20 protein-coding genes are annotated in these 17,083 nt (G+C 68.7%); 5 read left to right on the top strand and 15 right to left on the bottom strand.

The features are described 5' to 3' along the window. Positions 1–22: 22 nt before the first annotated feature. Complete coding sequence (locus F4560_RS37305; protein ID WP_073896001.1) at positions 23–583, bottom strand: PH domain-containing protein; 561 nt, start codon at positions 581–583, stop codon at positions 23–25. Positions 584–621: 38 nt separating this feature from the next. Continuing rightward, entirely contained in the window at positions 622–780 is a 159-nt protein-coding gene (locus F4560_RS37300; protein ID WP_184927771.1) for a hypothetical protein, read from the bottom strand. A gap of 143 nt (positions 781–923) precedes the next feature. Between F4560_RS37300 and F4560_RS37295 the strand changes: the two genes are divergently transcribed. Further along, positions 924–1,337, top strand: coding sequence for an NUDIX hydrolase (locus F4560_RS37295; protein WP_184927770.1), 414 nt, complete (start codon positions 924–926; stop codon positions 1,335–1,337). A gap of 27 nt (positions 1,338–1,364) precedes the next feature. On the opposite strand, the gene F4560_RS37290 is transcribed toward F4560_RS37295, so the two are convergent. Both F4560_RS37290 and F4560_RS37285 read right to left on the bottom strand, forming a co-directional pair. Beyond that, complete coding sequence (locus F4560_RS37290) at positions 1,365–2,450, bottom strand: DUF2332 domain-containing protein (protein ID WP_184927769.1); 1,086 nt, start codon at positions 2,448–2,450, stop codon at positions 1,365–1,367. A gap of 68 nt (positions 2,451–2,518) precedes the next feature. Next, on the bottom strand, positions 2,519–3,025 hold the full coding sequence (locus F4560_RS37285; RefSeq protein ID WP_184927768.1) for a MaoC family dehydratase: 507 nt from the start codon (positions 3,023–3,025) through the stop codon (positions 2,519–2,521). 289 nt (positions 3,026–3,314) lie between these two features. On the opposite strand from F4560_RS37285, the gene corA reads away from it, so the two are divergent. Further along, positions 3,315–4,394 carry a magnesium/cobalt transporter CorA gene (gene corA / locus F4560_RS37280; RefSeq protein ID WP_184927767.1) on the top strand — a complete coding sequence of 360 codons (1,080 nt, stop codon included), beginning with the start codon at positions 3,315–3,317 and terminating at the stop codon, positions 4,392–4,394. A gap of 135 nt (positions 4,395–4,529) precedes the next feature. Here corA and F4560_RS37275 read toward each other — a convergent pair whose 3' ends face one another. Beyond that, positions 4,530–5,615 (bottom strand): DUF2332 domain-containing protein, encoded by a 1,086-nt coding sequence (locus F4560_RS37275; RefSeq protein ID WP_184927766.1) that lies wholly within the window; start codon positions 5,613–5,615, stop codon positions 4,530–4,532. A 106-nt stretch (positions 5,616–5,721) separates the two neighbouring features. Here F4560_RS37275 and F4560_RS37270 point away from each other — a divergent pair, with 106 nt between their 5' ends. Together F4560_RS37270 and F4560_RS37265 are read left to right on the top strand one after the other, a co-directional pair. After that, on the top strand, positions 5,722–6,390 hold the full coding sequence (locus tag F4560_RS37270) for a metallophosphoesterase family protein (RefSeq protein WP_184927765.1): 669 nt from the start codon (positions 5,722–5,724) through the stop codon (positions 6,388–6,390). 51 nt (positions 6,391–6,441) lie between these two features. After that, positions 6,442–7,281: a chromosome partitioning protein ParB gene (locus F4560_RS37265; RefSeq protein ID WP_184927764.1), complete on the top strand. Its 840-nt coding sequence runs from the start codon at positions 6,442–6,444 to the stop codon at positions 7,279–7,281. Here F4560_RS37265 and F4560_RS37260 read toward each other — a convergent pair. Continuing rightward, on the bottom strand, positions 7,278–8,249 hold the full coding sequence (locus F4560_RS37260) for a hypothetical protein (protein WP_184927763.1): 972 nt from the start codon (positions 8,247–8,249) through the stop codon (positions 7,278–7,280). The genes F4560_RS37265 and F4560_RS37260 overlap by 4 nt on opposite strands. Before the next feature lie 135 nt (positions 8,250–8,384). Here F4560_RS37260 and F4560_RS37255 point away from each other — a divergent pair, with 135 nt between their 5' ends. Beyond that, on the top strand, positions 8,385–8,942 hold the full coding sequence (locus tag F4560_RS37255; RefSeq protein WP_184927762.1) for a sugar O-acetyltransferase: 558 nt from the start codon (positions 8,385–8,387) through the stop codon (positions 8,940–8,942). Here F4560_RS37255 and F4560_RS37250 read toward each other — a convergent pair. The 9 genes from F4560_RS37250 to F4560_RS37210 form a co-directional block, all read right to left on the bottom strand. After that, the gene (locus F4560_RS37250; RefSeq protein ID WP_312869698.1) at positions 8,901–9,275 is read right to left on the bottom strand and encodes a nucleotidyl transferase AbiEii/AbiGii toxin family protein; all 375 of its coding nucleotides are present in this window, start codon (positions 9,273–9,275) and stop codon (positions 8,901–8,903) included. The two genes, F4560_RS37255 and F4560_RS37250, sit on opposite strands and share 42 nt — an antisense overlap. Further along, positions 9,257–9,430: a type IV toxin-antitoxin system AbiEi family antitoxin domain-containing protein gene (locus tag F4560_RS37245; RefSeq protein ID WP_184927760.1), complete on the bottom strand. Its 174-nt coding sequence runs from the start codon at positions 9,428–9,430 to the stop codon at positions 9,257–9,259. Before F4560_RS37245 ends, F4560_RS37250 begins: the two co-directional genes overlap by 19 nt. Before the next feature lie 55 nt (positions 9,431–9,485). Then, positions 9,486–10,373, bottom strand: a complete 888-nt coding sequence (locus F4560_RS37240) for an SDR family NAD(P)-dependent oxidoreductase (protein WP_184927759.1) — start codon at positions 10,371–10,373, stop codon at positions 9,486–9,488. 257 nt (positions 10,374–10,630) lie between these two features. After that, the gene (locus F4560_RS37235; protein WP_184927758.1) at positions 10,631–11,812 is read right to left on the bottom strand and encodes an ABC transporter ATP-binding protein; all 1,182 of its coding nucleotides are present in this window, start codon (positions 11,810–11,812) and stop codon (positions 10,631–10,633) included. Between the two features lie 4 nt (positions 11,813–11,816). Next, complete coding sequence (locus tag F4560_RS37230; protein WP_184927757.1) at positions 11,817–12,662, bottom strand: carbohydrate ABC transporter permease; 846 nt, start codon at positions 12,660–12,662, stop codon at positions 11,817–11,819. Then, positions 12,662–13,570: a carbohydrate ABC transporter permease gene (locus F4560_RS37225; RefSeq protein WP_246479077.1), complete on the bottom strand. Its 909-nt coding sequence runs from the start codon at positions 13,568–13,570 to the stop codon at positions 12,662–12,664. Before F4560_RS37225 ends, F4560_RS37230 begins: the two co-directional genes overlap by 1 nt. Before the next feature lie 71 nt (positions 13,571–13,641). Next, the gene (locus tag F4560_RS37220; RefSeq protein ID WP_184927756.1) at positions 13,642–14,889 is read right to left on the bottom strand and encodes an ABC transporter substrate-binding protein; all 1,248 of its coding nucleotides are present in this window, start codon (positions 14,887–14,889) and stop codon (positions 13,642–13,644) included. A 205-nt stretch (positions 14,890–15,094) separates the two neighbouring features. Beyond that, entirely contained in the window at positions 15,095–15,622 is a 528-nt protein-coding gene (locus F4560_RS37215; RefSeq protein ID WP_033440178.1) for a YflT domain-containing protein, read from the bottom strand. Positions 15,623–15,817: 195 nt separating this feature from the next. After that, positions 15,818–17,014: an acyl-CoA dehydrogenase family protein gene (locus F4560_RS37210; RefSeq protein WP_184927754.1), complete on the bottom strand. Its 1,197-nt coding sequence runs from the start codon at positions 17,012–17,014 to the stop codon at positions 15,818–15,820. Between the last annotated feature and the right edge of the window lie 69 nt (positions 17,015–17,083).

Raw genomic sequence — 17,083 nt, 5'->3', positions numbered from 1 at the left:
CTCCGCCCACTCGCCGCCCGCCCTACGGCACCATCTTCTTGCCGCGGGCCGCCCGCTGCGCCTTGATCATCGAGAACCGCTCCGCCTGGGCCTTCTTGTCACCGAAGGTCAACTCCGAGATGGCGTCGTAGACCTCCTCGGGGTTCGGCAGGTACTCGATCCGGTTCAACGCCTGGATCTGACCGGCCGACTCGACGACCAGGGTGCCGAAGCCGAACATGCGCCCGAGCACCGAGCGCTCGTAGGTCAGGTCGGTGACCTTGCTGATCGGCATCATCGCGACCTTGGTCTCGAACACCCCGGAGGAGATCATGAACCTCTTGTCGGTGACGACGATCCGCTCCACCCACCACTCCATGACGAAGTAGGCCAGCCTGAGCAGCACGAACAGCGAGGCGTACCAGAGGATGTTCTGGATGATCCCCGCGTTGTCCGGCAGCAGGTACGAGATCATCATCGCGCCGGCCAGCAGAGCGCCTGCTTCGAGGAGATCCCAGAGCAGACTGCTCCAGTGCCTGCGTACCCGGATGACCCGACGCTCCGTGGGGAGCAGGTACTCGTCGGGGTCACGTGGTGCGAACATGCCTGCGACCTCTCGCCGTGGGGGAGGAGTCGGGCGACTCAGAACAATTGTTTCACGAAGGTGATGAGCGCCTCAGCAGCCGTCCGGAGGGTGTCGAGGATGTTGTGCACCAGTCCGGCCGCTTGCTCAGGTTCCGCGATGAGGAAGAACAGGACCAAGCCGACCCCGGCGAAAGTGAGAATCTTCTTCAGATTCACGGTGATCAACTCCCGTTCGCTACCGCACCCGTTTGGCGCCAGTGAAAACCGTTGTACCGCACTCCGCGACACGTCGGGAGATTTGTACCGCACTTGGGTCAGCGTGCTGCACCGCCAACCCGGTGTGACTACGCTTCGTGATCGTGACGGCCGAACGGGAGCCCGCGATCCGCTGCGTCGGGGGCATCGCGCATGACTCGAACGGGCGACTGCTGCTCGTGCGTCGCGGCAATCCCCCAGGTGAGGGACTGTGGTCCTTGCCAGGTGGCCGAGTCGAGCACGGCGAGTCCGACGAGACCGCAATTGTGCGGGAACTCCTGGAGGAAACCGGACTCTCCGTGACAGTGGGGGCGCTGATCGGCACCGTCACCCGTCCGGCGCCACGGGGCCGGTACGAGATCCACGACTACGCCTGCCAGGTGCGATCCGGCGTGCTCCGAGCGGGGGACGACGCATCGGATGCCTGCTGGGCCGACGCTGCGATCTTGGCCACACTTCCACTGGTCGAGATGCTCCACGACACCCTCAAGGCGTGGGATCAACTACCCCGGAGCTGATCAACTTCGCCCGATCAGGCGACACGATCACGGCAACCAGGTCAACCGCTGACCGTGCGGCGCCGTCTTGCCCAACGCCCGCGCCGACCGCACCTCGCCGTCCTCGAACCGGACCAGCCCCACGACGCCGAACGCCTGCTCGTCCGGGCCGGGCCGCAGGTCGTCCCGGCCCGGCAGGACGTGGACCAGCCCCGCCGCGTACCCCTCGTGGCTCAACCACCACACCGGCCGGTCCAGCGCCCGCAGCGCCCGGACGAACTCCTCCCCCGGCACGTACGGCAGGACGTTGCTGGTCAGGACCACCAGCGGCAGGTCCGTCGGCACGCGTGCGGCGGCCTTGCCGAGGTCAGCCACCGCGTCACCGACGACGAACTCCGGCGGTGACTTCCGCTGCACGGTCGCGGCCACGCCGAACAGCCGCAGCCGCTCCGGCTGGTCCGCCCACACGCACGCTTCGAGCCACGCGTACGTGTCCTCGTCGGTCAGGTCGGCGGGCGCCCGGTCCAACCCCACCTTCGCCGCGACCTTCACCGTCTTGGGGATCTTCGGCAGCTCCGCGCCGGGCGCCGCCTCCAACGCGCAGTGCAGCCCGAGCGCCGCCTTCGCCGGTCCGGCGACCAGCTGCCCGGCCTCCTCGGTCTGGTAGCGGTAGCCGTACTGGTCCAGCCCCAGCAGCAGACCGGCCGAGCAGCCGACCTCCAGCAGCCCGACCGGCCCCTTGACCTGCGCCAGCGCCGGGTAGAGCAGTGCGGCGCGGCGCACCTCGTTGGTCTGGGTGCTGCGATTGGAGATCAGCGCCCGCATCTTGTCCGCCCGGTCCAGCACGAAGGCGCGGAACAGCGACCACGTGTTCTCGTCCGCGCCGTACGTGCCGCCGAGGGACGGGTAGTAGTTCGACAGCGCGTGGTACGGCTCGGCCTGCACCAGCCGGTGCGCCGCCGCCAGGAGCAGGGTCGCGTGCGCGAACCGCTCCGGGGCGGCGGTCAGCAGACCGGCGACCTCCGGATCGTCGGCGGCGTGCGAAGCCAGGTGCTCGTAGAGCGGGGAAACGCCGTGCGCCTCCCGCTGGGCGAACCCGGCCAGTCGTTGCCGCACCAGATCCAGCGAGGTCACTTCACTCCTTATGTCCGATTGCGGGATGTCCGATCGCCGGCTCAGCCAGCTCCTGGTCGATTGCCGGCTCAGCCGGTGGAAGGCTCGGGCCTGCCGGGCTGCTCTCCACCGCGTGCGTCGCCGTAGGAGCGCTTGGGCACCATGACCTTCCGGCGGAACACGCAGACGACCGTTCCATCCTGTTTGTACCCGCGGGTCTCGACGTAGACCACGCCGCGGTCGTCCTTGGACTTCGACGGCGTCTTGTCCAGCACTTCGGTCTCACCGTAGATGGTGTCACCGTGGAAGGTCGGCTTGATGTGCTTGAGCGACTCGACCTCCAGGTTCGCGATCGCCTTGCCCGAGACGTCCGGCACGGACATGCCCAGCAGCAGCGAGTAGATGTAGTTGCCCACGACCACGTTCTTGCCGAAGTCGGTCGTCTCCGCCGCGTAGTGCGCGTCCATGTGCAGCGGGTGGTGGTTCATGGTCAGCAGGCAGAACAGGTGGTCGTCGTACTCGGTGACCGTCTTCCCGGGCCAGTGCTTGTAGACCGCGCCGACCTCGAACTCCTCGTAGTAACGCCCGAACTGCACGCACGCCTCCGTTGGCTGGCTGTTCCCCGTGTGATCGAAGACCCCTTCGACCGGGACGACAGTGTGAGCACCGGGGTAGTACCCTCGGCAACTGGTCTGTGAGCGACTACACCGCCGCGGACAGCCGACCCGAGGAGGTGAGGACTACCGATGAGTAACGACCCCCATCCTGCGAGTACCTCGCGCGTCCTCATCGGGGAGCCGGCTTTCCACAGCTAGGCCCAGCGGTACCGGTCGGGGACGTGCCGTCGTCGTTTGTCGAGTCGACGCTCCCCACCTGGAGGACCCTGTGCCCAGCTTGCCCTCACTCGGCGGCCTGAGAGGCCGCGTCCCGGAACGCCCCGTGTCGGCGCCGGTCACGCTGTCGCCGTCGGCGTACGTGGTGGACTGCGGCGTTTACGTCGACGGCGCGCGTCTGCCGGGGCTTTGGACGCACACCGACGCGGTCGAGGAAGTGCGCAAGCGCGGCGACGGGTTCGTCTGGATCGGGCTGCACGAGCCCGACGAGGAGCAGATCCAGGGCGTCGCGGACACGTTCGGGCTGCACGAGCTGGCCGTCGAGGACGCCGTGCACGCCCACCAGCGGCCCAAGCTGGAGCGTTACGACAACACGCTCTTCATGGTGCTCAAGACCGTGCGGTACATCCAGAACGCGTCACCGGACACGGCCAACGAGATCGTCGAGAGCGGCGAGATCATGGTCTTCCTCGGCCGGGACTTCGTGGTGACGGTGCGGCACGGCAACCACTCAGGGCTCGCGGCGGTGCGGCGCGAGCTGGAGGAGGAGACCGAGCGGCTGCGCAGCGGTCCGGCCGCGGTGCTGTACTCGATCGCCGACCACGTGGTGGACAACTACCTCGACGTGACGGACAACATCGAGGACGACATCGACCAGATGGAGGCGCTGGTCTTCCAGCCGCGCAGCCGGGTCAGCGCCGACCAGATCTACCTGATGAAGCGCGAGGTGCTGGAGCTGCGCCGGGCGGTGATGCCGCTGGCCGTGCCGCTGCGCCGGCTCGCGGAGGGCTACACGCCGCTGATCCCGGAGCACGTGCGCTCGTACTTCCGCGACGTCGACGACCACCTCACCGAGGTGTCCGAGCGCGTGATCAACTTCGACGAGCTGCTGACCACGCTGGTCAACGCGGTGCTGGCGAAGATCACGCTCCAGCAGAACTCGGACATGCGCAAGCTCGCCGCGTGGGTGGCGATCATCTCCGTGCCAACCATGGTGGTCGGCGTCTACGGCATGAACTTCGACCACATGCCGGAGACGCACTGGCGCTACGGCTACCCCATGGTGATCTCGGTGATCATCACCGTCTGCCTCACCCTGTACCGAATATTCCGTCGCAACCGCTGGCTCTGAGTCCCCCTTCCCCTTCCCGCGACGGGATGTTCCGACATGACCAGAATGTTCTCCAACCCCCGCTTCTGGGTTCTCACCTTCCTGCTCGGCTGGCTCACCACAGTCACCGTGCTCATCGCCAACGGCCACTGAGAGCTAGCTCCAGGGCTGGGTGTCCCATGAGAACGGGATGCCGTGGCCCACACCCGTGCCCAGGCGCAGCGAGACACCCGCCGGCCACAGCTTGAGCAGGAGCTGGAACTCGTACTTGTCCGCCATGTGCGTGCGCCGCGGCTCGTAGACGAGCAGGGCGAGCGGCGCCATCCGGGTGGCACGGGCGGCGGCGTCGGCGAGGATGGCCCGGCCCATGGCCCGGTCGGCGGGTGACGCGTACTGCCAGACCACCGAGTGCCAGACGACGGTCAGCACGTCTCGCTCCGGCCGGGCCAGCTGGTCGGCCAGCCACTCCGGGCCGGTCGCCCGCTGGACCGGGACCGGGTCGAGTCGGGCCAGGTCCAGGGCGGTCTGGAGGCGTTCGAAGCGGGCCACCTGGTCGGCCCACACGAACGACGACAGGTGCAGCCGCCCGTCCTCTGTGGACACGTCCACCGGGTTCACGTCGCAGCCCGCCCGCCGGACCAGGCGCAGGTTGTGGGTGAAGTCGACCGGTAGCCGGCCGGTCCACCTCGGGTCGAGGACGAACGGGCTGTGCCGGTCGCCGTACGTGACGCCGTCCGCGCGGTAGGCGATGCGGTGCGGTCGGAGGTTCAGGCCGCCGGACGCGCCGACCTCCAGCAGCCGGATCGGGAACGTGGCGCGCCGGTCGGCCTCGATCGCGGCCAGGTGGGTGGCGGTCTGGAGGCCGCCGAACAGCGGCGCGCTGCGGCCCGGCTCGTTCGTCTGCACGACGGTGGACGTGACCAGGGCGTGCAGCTCGTCGGTGTGCTCGTGCAGCACCGGCAGGGCGTCGTCCCACAGCGTGTCGAGGTCGGGCCTGCCGCCGGCCGTCGGGTAGTGCTTGGCGAGGGTCGGCGCGCGCCCCTCCAGGACCAGCCGGTGCAGGGCGCCCGCGAACCGGAGTCCGGGCACGGTGCCTTGGCGGTCGCACTCGGCGCCCGCCATCACCCGCGCGGTGACGCCCCCGCGCGCCAGGTCGTCGGCGGCCGACACCAGCAGGGAGTGGGTGAGCGGGCTGTGGACGTGGCATGCGCGGGACGCGTCGAGGAACAACTCGGCGAGCACACCGTGACGCTAACCCGATTTCCCTTGTGCGGCAGTAGGAGAAGGGCGTTTTCACCCCTTTCCTCGGCGAGATGTCCCGCCCGGCGACAGCGCCTAGGCTCGGTGGATGCCGAAGGTGCTCGCGGTGTCGGACGAGGTCGTCGAGCAGCTGTGGAGCGACCGCGTGCACCGGCACGGCGTGGACCTGATCGTCGCGGCCGGCGACCTGCCGTTCGACTACCTGGAGTTCCTGGCGAGCGCGCTCGACCGGCCGTGCGTGTTCGTGCCGGGCAACCACGACGTCGACCTGACGGGATTTGCCAAGGTCCGGGGCCTGTGGACCAAGGCGGGCATCCCGGCGCGGTGGCCCGGTCCGGCGGGCGGTGTGAACGCGGACGAGCGGGTGGTGGACGTGGCCGGGTTGCGGGTGGCCGGGCTTGGTGGATCGATCCGGTACAGCGGCGGGCCGAACCAGTGGACCGAGCGCCAGCAGGCACGGCGGGCGCGGCGGGTGGTGCGGACCGCGCGGTGGCGGCGGTTGCGCGACGGGCGCGGGGTGGACGTGCTGCTCACCCACTCCCCTCCGCTGGACTGCGGTGACGAGCCCGATCCGCCGCATCGGGGCTTCGCGTGCCTGCACGACGCCGTGCGGCGCATGCGTCCGCCGTTGATGCTGCATGGGCACATCCACCCGCACGGCGCCGTGAAGGAAGACCGGATGCTCGACTCGACGCGTGTGGTCAACGTGGTGGGCTACAAGGTGCTGGACATCCCGCCTGGTGACCGCCCCGGTTAGCGCTCGGATCAGCTCGGATCAGCTCGGATCGGCTCGGATCGGAGGAGTGCGGTGCGCCGTGACACCGGTTTCCCCAAAGCGGACGCGGAGAACGACTTCCAGCGCGCCCGCCGCCGCCAGGTGATGTCGCGGCTGTCGACGTGGCTGCGCCGGGAGCCGGACGACGTGAACATCATGCTGCCGTTCCACGAGGTGGTGGAGTCGCTGGGGATGCTCAGCGAGCGGCGGCTGGGGTTGCGGACGATCCGACTGGACTCGATCGTCGGCAGCGTGGACCGGACCCGTGACTTCGACCGCCGGTTCCGGCCCACGTCGGCGCGGGTCCGGGAGCGGTGGCAGCGGTTGGCGCTGGCCCAGCGGCGGGGTGAGGCGGTGCCGCCGATCGAGGTGTACCGGGTCGGTGACCTGCACTTCGTCCACGACGGGCACCACCGGGTGTCGGTCGCGCACGCGTTGGGGCTGGACGTCATCGACGCGTACGTGACGGAGGTCGTCACGCGGATCCCGGCGCACGGCATCCGGTACCGGGGCGACCTGATCGTGAAGGACTACCGGCGGCTGTTCCTGGAACGGGTGCCGCTGGGCGGGGAGGCGCGGGCGGCGGTGGTGTTGTCGGACCCGTGGGAGTACGCGGAGCTGGGCGAGCACGTGGAGGCTTGGGGGTTCCGGCTGATGCAGGACGAGGGCGCGTTCCTGGACCGGGCGACGGTGGCCAAGCGCTGGTACGAGGAGGAGTACGTGCCGGTGGTGGAGATGCTGCGGCAGGCGGAGTTGGTCGGCGACCGGACGGAGACCGAGGCGTACATGTGGGTCGCGGCCGAGCGCTACCGCCTGATCCGCACGCACCGGTGGGACCAGGACGTCATCTCGACGCTCCGTTCGCGCCGCTAGCGCGGGCTCTCCAGCTTGGGCAGCGGGCGGGCCTGGTCCATGACCCGATCGGTGTAGGTGTCGAGCAGGCGTGTCGCGATCTGCTGGCCGTAGCCGAGGATGACGGCCCAGAGCAGCAGGGCGGCCTGGGAGGCCACGCCGATGAGGCCGGTCGTCACACCGGCGCCGAGGGCGAGGATGCCGACCACCGCGAGCGCCGCGCCGAGCAGCACCTTGATCAGCGCCTGGTAGCCGACCATCACGTACGGGGACAGGCTGGGGCGTCGCCGCAGGAGCAGCACGACGGCCGACAGCACCGCGCCGAACGCGCCGAGCACCTGGACCAGCCACACGTCCGTCCCGGCCGCGCCCTTGCCCGACGGGCACACCGTGGGCAGCTTCTCCGAGCCGACGCACATCGGGATCAGACCGGGTTTGACCAGGCCGATGACGCCCAGGACCGTGTTGACCACGAACAGCACCACCGAGGTCGCGATCAGCTTGTTCCGCAGTGCCCGCGAGCCGGCGTGGGCGAAGTCGGACGCGTCGAAGGCGGCCCGGAGCGCGTCGACCACGAGTTCGCGTTCGATGGCCAGCGGGTACTCGCCCGGCCGCATCTCCTCCAGCGCGACCCGTCGCGGATCGTCGTCGGGCAGGTTCTCCGCGACGCGGGCTTTCAGGCCGGGCAGCCGCCCCAGGAACCCGTTGCCCGCCGCCACCACGGCGATCTCGGCTTCGTGCAGCGACCGCCAAGCGCGCTCGATGTGCCACCCGGACCACCAGGACGCGACCGCGCTCCACCGCGACTCGGCGCGCGTGATCATGTCCTCGACGACAGCGGCCTCCTGCTCCGCCACCGCACGCCACTGTTGGCTCTCCTGGTCGAGCGGGTCCGGCGGTCCGAGGGCGGCCAGGTCGGCGCGGACGCGATCCAGCCGCGACTGCACGATCAGTCGCCAGTCCGTGACACGGGGTGTGCGTGCGCCCATGTCCAGCATCGTGGCAGGGGGGTCCGACGATCGGGCGATCACCCGAAGGAGTGATCAGCGGCGATTTCGCCGTTGAGGTGTCGGCAAACAGGTGAAATCCGCCCGACCAGGCGTTTTCGGCTACGCTCGGGACGCGTGGGTGATCACAAACAGCGCATGCTCGCGGGGCTCCCGTACCGGGACAACGATCCGGACCTGGTGGCCGAACGCCTCCACTGCCGTCGCCTGCTGGACCGCTTCAACGCGGCTCGTGCCGACGAGGACGACGTCCGCGCGGAGGTCCTGCGGGAGCTGCTGGGCGGGATCGGCGAGGGTTCCTGGATCATGCCGCGGTTCGTCTGCGACTACGGGAGCCTGATCACCCTCGGGTCGAACAGCTTCGTCAACTACGACGCGATCCTGATGGACTGCGCCCCCATCGCCATCGGCAACGACGTCTCCATCGGCCCACGAGCCCAACTCCTCACCGCACTTCACCCGATCGAGGACCACGAACAGCGCCGCCAACGCTGGGAGACCGCCGCCCCGATCACGATCGGCGACAACGTGTGGCTCGCCGGCGGCGTCATCGTCTGCCCCGGCGTGACCATCGGCGAGAACACCGTCGTGGGCGCCGGCAGCGTGGTGACCCGAAGCCTCCCCCCACACGCCCTAGCCGCCGGCAACCCCTGCCGCGTCATCCGTGAGCTGTGAGGGGGAAGGCGGGCCGTCGACCAGCGAGTCGGCGAACTCCACGACGACGGCGACCACTTCGGCGAACGTCTCGGGCAGCCCGTCACCATCACCGCCGAGCCGCCGCCTGAACGCCCGGTACGCCCCATCCCGCCGCTCCGCCAATTCCCCGATCACCTCGGAAAGCCGCCTGACCTCCACCCCTCGGTGCGCGGTCGTCGCGCCCAACGCCGTGCGCACGGCATCGCGGTCCGGGTCATTCCGAGCGACCAGCGTGTAGACGTCCACGTAGTCACGCACACGCGTGTTCGCCTCGCCCAATTCGATCGCGGTGCTCAGCTTCTCCGCGAGCACGGTGTCGATGGGATAGCCGAGCACAACGACGCCGGGCTGCCCTGGGCGTTCAGCTCGCCGTCGTCCCGCAGCCGGTAGAGGTCCCGGCGGTGCAGTCCGAGGCGCAACGCCGTCGCTGTGGTGAAGGTCGGCGGCAGGCCGTCCAGCCGGGGCACGGACAAGAGTGTCGCAAGGTCAGTCGTTCCCTGAGACACCCTTGTCCACGCGTACTCAGGCTGTCTGGCCGGGCTCCACCAGTTCACGCAGGCGCGGTGGGATGCGCTTTTCCAGGCCGAACGGTTCGAGGTGGGCCTGGAGGACGCCGTCGAAGGCGCGCTTCACCGAGGTGGAGTCCCACGTGTCGCTCTCCAGGATCGGCTGCTTGAAGTACGGATGGCCGACGAGGTGCAGCTGCCGCCCGTTGCACCGGATGATCTGCCCTGTGATGCCTTCCGCCGCGTCGCTGAGCAGGAACAGCACCAACGGCGCGACCTTGCCCGGTGTGCGGTCGGCGGGGATGGCCCGCAGCGAACGCTCCGACTTCCACACCATCCGGGTGTGCGCGACCGGGCAGACCGCGTTCACCCGGATGTTCTCCCCTTCCAGGTCAAGCGCCCACGACGAGCTGAGCGACGTCACCGCGCCCTTGGTCGCCGCGTACGTGGCGAGTTTGCGCTGGCCGAGAAACGCCCCGGACGAAATGTTCACGATCGAACCGGAACGCTGCTCGCGCATCACGCGCATCGCCGCCATTCCGGTGTATATGACACCCAGGAGGTTGACCTCGACGATCCGTCGGATCGATTCCGGATCGTCCTCCCAGGGCAGGGTCTCGTAGTTCAGCCCGGCGTTGTTGACCAGCCCGTCCACCCGGCCGTACTCCGCCAGGCACATTCCCACGATCTTCTCGGCCTCGCTCGGATCCGCCACCGTGTGCGTGCTCGCCACCGCGCGTCCGCCGTAGGTCCGGATGTGCTCGGCAACCTGTTCGGCCAGGTCAGCGTCGATGTCGTTCACCACGACCGCCGCTCCCGCCTGCGCGGCGTGCATCGCGTAGGCCTCACCGAGACCTCGCCCCGCCCCGGTGATCACGACTGCTTTGCCGTCAAGAATCCCCATCTCGCGCTCTTCTCTGTGCTCGGCGGATTCCCCTGCCCCGGCGCGTTACGGCCGGAGTCGTCCCCGCCTCCGCCCAGCGTGGGGATCGGCGACGGCATCGGCGGGACAATTGCGACGAGGTGTGCGTTTGCTGCGCTGAATGGCCTACGGAGTTCGTCCGAGCCGATGCGCCCGACTGGTCGGCACCGCCCGGTAACCCCCGTTGAAAGCACGAAGGGCCGTCCCCGACGAGTGTGAACGGCCCTTCGGCAACCTTTTCAGGCTCGATATGTGAGGTTTCGCCCGTTCCCCGGGTCGAACAACTGCACCTTGTCCGCGTCGAACCAGATCTCGGCCGGTTCGCCTTCGACCGCGGACGACGTCGCGGAAATCCGGGCGACCAGTGACACACCGCCGCCCGGCACGTCGGCCGAGCCCGCGTCGGCCGCCAACTCGGCCAACTCGGCCGAGGTCGCCTGTTCACCGGAAAGGTTGAAGTAGGCGAACTTGTCCGAGCCCATCGACTCCAGCACGTCCACCTGGTTGGTGAAGGTGACCCCGTTCGAGCGAACGGTGTCGTCCACCAATCGGGCGTCCTCGAAGTGCTCGGGCCGCAACCCCATGATCACTTCACGGGGTGCGTCGGCGCCTTCCAGCAGCCCGCGCACCCGGTCGGTGAGCGGAACGTCGCCGAGCGCCGAGCGCAGCATGCCGTTCTCCAACGACGCCGGCACGAAGTTCATCGCGGGCGAGCCGATGAACCCGGCGACGAACAGGTTGGCCGGGTTGTCGTAGAGGAACTGCGGCGCGCCGAGCTGCTGCACCGCGCCTCCCCGCATCACCACCACCCGGTCGCCGAGGGTCATCGCCTCGGTCTGGTCGTGCGTCACGTACACGGTGGTCGTCCCGAGCTGCTTCTGGAGCCGGGACACCGACGTGCGCATCTGCACCCGCAGCTTCGCGTCCAGGTTGGACAGCGGCTCGTCCATCAGGAACGCCTTGGGGCTGCGCACGATCGCCCGCCCCATCGCCACCCGCTGCCGCTGCCCACCGGACAGGTTGGACGGTTTGCGGTCCAGGTGCTGGGTCAGGTCCAGGATCTCGGCCGCGTCCCGGACCTTCTTCTCCACGGTCGTGTCGTCCACTTTGGCCAGCCGCAGCGGGAAGGCCATGTTCTCCTTCACGGTCATGTGCGGGTACAGCGCGTAGGACTGGAACACCATCGCGATGTCGCGGTCCTTGGGCGCGCGCTCGTTGACCCGCTCGCCGCCGATGCGCAGCTCGCCGGCCGTGATGTCCTCCAGGCCCGCGATCATGTTCAGGGTGGTGGACTTCCCGCAGCCGGACGGGCCGACCAGGATGATGAACTCGCCGTCCGCGATCTCGATGTCGACGTCCCGCACGGCCACCGCGCCGTCGGGGTACTGCTTGGTCACGTTGTCCAGAACGATCTCGGCCATTGCTTCACCCCTTGACGGCGCCGGAGGTCAACCCGGCGACGATCCGACGCTGGAAGAACAACACGAAGAGGATGATCGGGATGGTGATCACCACCGCGGCGGCGGCGATCGACCCGGTCGGGTCCTCGAACTGCGAGCTGCCGGTGAAGAACGACAGCGCGACCGGCACCGTGCGGGACGCCTCGGTGGAGGTCAGCGAGATCGCGAACAGGAAGTCGTTCCAGCAGAAGATGAACACCAGGATGGCCGTGGTGAACACGCCGGGCGCGGCCAGTGGCGCGATGACCCGGCGGAACGCCTGACCCGGCGTCGCGCCGTCCATCTTCGCCGCCTTCTCCAGCTCCCACGGGATCTCGCGGAAGAACGCCGACAGCGTGTAGATCGCCAACGGCAGCGCGAACGTGATGTAGGGCAGGATCAGGCCGGGCCAGGTGTCGAACAGGCCGAGCCCGCGCTCGATCTCGAACAGCGGTGAGACCAGCGAGATCTGCGGGAACATCGCGATCAGCAGCGACACCCCGATGAGCAGGCGCTTGCCGGGGAAGTCGAGCCGGGCGATCGCGTAGGCGGCCATCGTGCCGAACACGACCGCGACGGCGGTGGCGATGAGCGCGATGCCGATCGAGTTCACCAGCGCGCGGACGAACTCCGTGGTGGAGAAGATCGTCTTGTAGTTGTCGAACGTCCACTGGCGCGGGATGAAGTTGCCGTCGCCCAGGGTTTCCTTGGTCTTGAACGACAGCGACACGATCCACAGCACGGGGAACAGCGCGTACACCACGACCAGGACGTTGAGCACGGTCCAGCGCGCCTTGCGGCCCGTGGTCACGGCTCCGCCGATGCCGGCCATCAGCGCCTCCCCCCGCCGTCGCCGCCGGGGGCGGCGGTCCCGAACAGCTTCACGAACACGAACGCGATGATCGCCACCGCGATGAAGATCAGCACCGACATGGTCGAGCCGATGCCCAGGTTCAGGCCTTTGATCAGGTTGTTGTAGGTCAGCATCGACACCGACGACGTGCCCTGCGAGCCCGCTGTCAGCACGAACAGGTTGTCGAAGATGCGGAACGCGTCGAGCGTGCGGAACAGCAGCGCCACCAGGATCGCCGGCTTCATCACCGGCACCATGACCTTGGTGAACCGCTGCCACGCCGTGGCGCCGTCCATCGCGGCGGCCTTGAGCAGGTCGTCCGGCACCAGCGCCAGGCCCGCCATCAACAGCAGCGCCATGAACGGCGTGGTCTTCCAGATCTCGGCCAGCGTCACGACCATGATCGCCGGGATCTTCTCGGTGAGCACCGGGTCGCCGCCCGCGACCGTCTCGGCCAGGTAGCCGGTGCCGGGCGTCCAGGCGTAGCGCCACGAGAACGCGGCGACGACCGTGACGATGCCGTACGGGATCAGCGTGGACGTGCGCACGATGCCCCGGCCGACCAGCGTGCGGTGCATGATCAGGGCGAGCACCATGCCCAGCACCAGCTCGACCGCCACGGACACCACCGTGATCAGCACCGTCACCCACATGGCGTTCCACCAGTACGGGTTCGACAGCACGGTCACGTAGTTCTCCAGGCCGACGAACTCGGTGCGGTCCGGGAACTTGAGGTCGTAGCGCTGGAGCGACAGCCAGACGGAGTAGACGATCGGCCAGCCGGCGACCGCGGCCATGATGAGGATCGCGGGGGCGCACAGCAGCAGGCCGAGTCGCCGTTCGGCCTTCTTGCCCTCGCTCAGCGCGGCTTTCGCCTTGGGTGACAGCTTCGGCTCGCCGGCGACCTGGTCGGCGTCGGAGGGTTCGGCGGGTTCGGCGGGTTGCCTCAACGCGTGGCTCACGGCAGCACCCCCTTGGAGTCGAGCGCGTCCTGGAGCTCGGTGCGCAGCCGTTCCGCCGTGCGTTGCGGGTCGATGTCCGCGGGCGGCGACAGGATCGTCGAGATCACCGTGGAGACGTTCTGGTACGCGGGGGTGCTCGGACGCGCGCTCGCGTTCCGCAGCGTCTCCAGGATCGCTTCCTTCATCGGGTACGGCTCGGCCATCTCGGGGTCGTCGTAGACCGATTCGATGGTCGGCGGCACGCCGTCGTTGATGGCGGCGAACTTCTGGCTCTCCGCGCCGCGCAGGCACAGCACCGCGTCGAACGACTCGTCCGGGTGCTCGCTGAACGCGCTGACGGCGAAGTTGATGCCGCCGACGGTGACCTTGGACTCGCTGCCGTCGATCGACGGGTAGGGCGCCCACTTGAGGTTCGGGGCGAGGTCGGGGACCTTCTGCGCGGCGGCGTAGACGTACGGCCAGTTCAGCATGAACGCGGCCTTGCCGCCCTCCATCGCCAGCCGGGCGTCGTCCTCGACGGCGTTGGAGAACGACGGGTCGACCACGTCCGAGGTGGCGAACTTCTTCAGCACCTCCAGCGCTTTCACCGCGCCGTCGTCCACCACGGCCTTGGTGCCGTTCTCGTCCAGGATCCGGCCGCCCGCGGAGTTGACCAGCGTGTTGTAGAGCACGACCAGGCCCTCGTACTGCTTGCCGGTCGCCTCGACCAGGCCCGGTTTGCCCTGCGCCTTGAGCTGGGAGCCCATCTCGATCATCTCGTCCCACGTCTTCGGCGGGGTGGGTACGAGGTCGCCGCGGTACCAGAGGAGTTGGACGTTCGTGTTGTCCGGAGCGCCGTACAGCCTGCCCTCGTAACGGGCCGTCTCCAGCGGGGTTTCGAGCGTGCCGTCCTCGACGTGGGACTTGGCCTGGCCGGTGAACTCCTTGATCCAGCCGGCCTTGGCCAGCTCGGCGGTCCACGTGACGTCGAGCCCCAGCACGTCCATGCCGGTGTCCTCGGCGGCCAGCCGGCGGACCATCTGCTCGCGCTGGCCGTCCGCCTCGCGCGGGAGCTTGTGGTAGACGATCCGGTAGCCGTCGGCGGACGCGTTGCAGTTGTCGACGATGGTCTGGAAGTTCTCCTGCGGGTACTTGTAGACGTTGATGGTGATCCCGCCGTCACCCGAACCACAGCCCGCCAGCACGGACGTCGCGATCAGCGCGGCGCCCCCTGCGGCGGCCAACCGATGACCCTTGCCCCTCATCGGTCCTGCCTCCTTCCCGACAACGGAGGAGCCAGACCGCAGCGCCCGGCACCTCGTCGTGCCCACCGGACGGCTGTTAGGCCATCCGGTGGAACGAACGTAGGCCCGGTGATCAGGTGCCGCAACCACCGGAGCCCGGAACGGCCTTACCCGATGGTGTCGAACTTCAAACGTGAGTCTTCGTGGCGTTGAGTCTTTCCGGCGTTCAGTCTTTCTTGGCGTCCGAGGGGCGCAGGGCGAGCTGGGCGAGCAGGTCACGGCCGCGTTCGGCGGAACGGGGCTGGCACAGCACGTCGTACCGGCCGGCGACGAGCTGGCTGGCGCTCTGGAAGTCCCTCTTGCCGCGCGCCGAGCCGTAGCCGACGGCGGCGAAGATGAGACCGAAGGCGATACCGACGACGAGGCCCGCGACGATCGGCCCGAGGCTCGCGTCGGGGCTCGTGTTGAACAGGCTGAGCAGGACGCCGACGAACAGGCCGAACCACGCGCCGGACGCCGCGCCGGTGCCGAGCACGCGGCCCCAGGTGAGCTTGCCGGTGACGCGTTCGACGAGCATGAGGTCGACGCCGACGATCGTGACCTCCTGGACGGGGAAGTCGCCGTCGGCGAGGAAGTCGACCGCCCGCTGCGCTTCCTCGTAGGTGCTGTACGAGCCGATGGGCCAGCCGGTGGGCGGGGTGGGGAGACGGGGCGGCACCCCGGGTCGGTTCTGGCCGGAGAAGGAACTCGTCACGGTGACCACCTCTTCGCGGTGCTGATCTACCCCATCCTGCCAACACCGGGCGACCAGCGCGAAACGGGTTCGCGCGAAACTGACGCGAACGTGATGTGGGCGCTTGTCGCAGCACCACATCGGCAACGCTACGCCGCCGTGCCCCGCCGCACGCCAGGAGGCCGCGAGCTGCCGGTTGCTCGCGGCCTCCCGTCTTCAGCCGCGGGACTGGTAGTCGCGCAGGAGGCCCCGGCTGATGATGGTCTTCTGGATCTCGCTGGTGCCCTCGCCGATGAGCAGGAACGGGGCCTCGCGCATCAGGCGCTCGATCTCGTACTCCTTGGAGTACCCGTAGCCGCCGTGGATGCGGAACGCCTCCTGCGTCACCTCGGCGCAGTACTCGGACGCGATGAGCTTCGCCATGCCCGCCTCGACGTCGTTGCGCGCGCCGGAGTCCTTCAGCCGGGCCGCGTTGACCATCATCAGGTGCGCGGCCTCGACCTTGGTCGCCATCTCGGCCAGCTTGAACGCGATGGCCTGGTGCTCGACGATCGGCTTGCCGAACGTCTTGCGCTGCTGGGCGTACTCGATGGCCAACTCGAACGCCCGCAACGCGATGCCGCACGCCCGTGCCGCCACGTTCACCCGGCCGACCTCGACGCCGTCCATCATGTGCCGGAACCCGCGCCCGGTCGTGCCGCCCAGCACCTGCTCGGCGGGGATCTTGAAGCCGTCGAACACCATCTCGGTGGTGTCGACGCCCTTGTAGCCCATCTTGTCGAGCTTGCCGGGGATGGTGAGACCGGGCAGGACCTCGCCGTAGCCCTCGGGCTTCTCCACCAGGAACGTGGTCAGGTTCTGGTGCGCCTTCTCCGCGCCTTCGTCGGTCTTCACCAGGACGGCGGTGAGGTTGGACGTGCCGCCGTTGGTGAGCCACATCTTCTGGCCGTTGATGACGAAGTCGTCGCCGTCACGGGTCGCACGCGTCCGGATCGCGGCCACGTCGGAGCCCAACTCGGGCTCGGACATGGAGAACGAGCCGCGCACCTCGCCGGTCGCCATCCGCGGCAGGTACTTCTGCTGCTGCTCTGGCGTGCCGTGCTGCTTGAGCATGTGCGCCACGATGAAGTGGGTGTTGATCACACCGGACACCGACATCCAGCCGCGTGCGATCTGCTCGACGACCAGGGCGTAGGTGAGCAGGGACTCGCCGAGCCCGCCGAACTCCTCGGGGATGGTGAGCCCGAACAGGCCCATCTCCTTCATGCCCTCGACGATGTCGGTCGGGTAGGTGTCACCGTGTTCCAGCGCCTGGGCGTGCGGGATGATCTCCTTGTCCACGAAGGTGCGGACCGTCGACAGGATCTCCTCCTGGATGTCGGTCAGTCCTGCGGTCCGGGCCAGGCGCGCCATCGCGGTTTCCCTTCGTAGATCTCGGGTTACCGGCGAGTATGGACCGGTTAACGCGCGTTCGCGGCACGA

Source organism: Saccharothrix ecbatanensis, assembly GCF_014205015.1.
GTDB lineage: Bacteria > Actinomycetota > Actinomycetes > Mycobacteriales > Pseudonocardiaceae > Actinosynnema > Actinosynnema ecbatanense.
The sequence above is the reverse complement of the archived record's forward strand: the minus strand, read 5'-3'. Positions and strand labels throughout refer to the sequence as shown.

Coding starts and splice junctions, on each gene's coding strand:
- F4560_RS37305 (WP_073896001.1), bottom strand. CDS start 583: ATGTTCGCACCACGTGACCCCGACGAGTACCTGCTCCCCACGGAGCGT.
- F4560_RS37270 (WP_184927765.1), top strand. CDS start 5,722: ATGCCGAAGGTGCTCGCGGTGTCGGACGAGGTCGTCGAGCAGCTGTGG.
- F4560_RS37260 (WP_184927763.1), bottom strand. CDS start 8,249: ATGGGCGCACGCACACCCCGTGTCACGGACTGGCGACTGATCGTGCAG.
- F4560_RS37240 (WP_184927759.1), bottom strand. CDS start 10,373: ATGGGGATTCTTGACGGCAAAGCAGTCGTGATCACCGGGGCGGGGCGA.
- F4560_RS37235 (WP_184927758.1), bottom strand. CDS start 11,812: ATGGCCGAGATCGTTCTGGACAACGTGACCAAGCAGTACCCCGACGGC.
- F4560_RS37230 (WP_184927757.1), bottom strand. CDS start 12,662: ATGGCCGGCATCGGCGGAGCCGTGACCACGGGCCGCAAGGCGCGCTGG.
- F4560_RS37220 (WP_184927756.1), bottom strand. CDS start 14,889: ATGAGGGGCAAGGGTCATCGGTTGGCCGCCGCAGGGGGCGCCGCGCTG.
- F4560_RS37210 (WP_184927754.1), bottom strand. CDS start 17,014: ATGGCGCGCCTGGCCCGGACCGCAGGACTGACCGACATCCAGGAGGAG.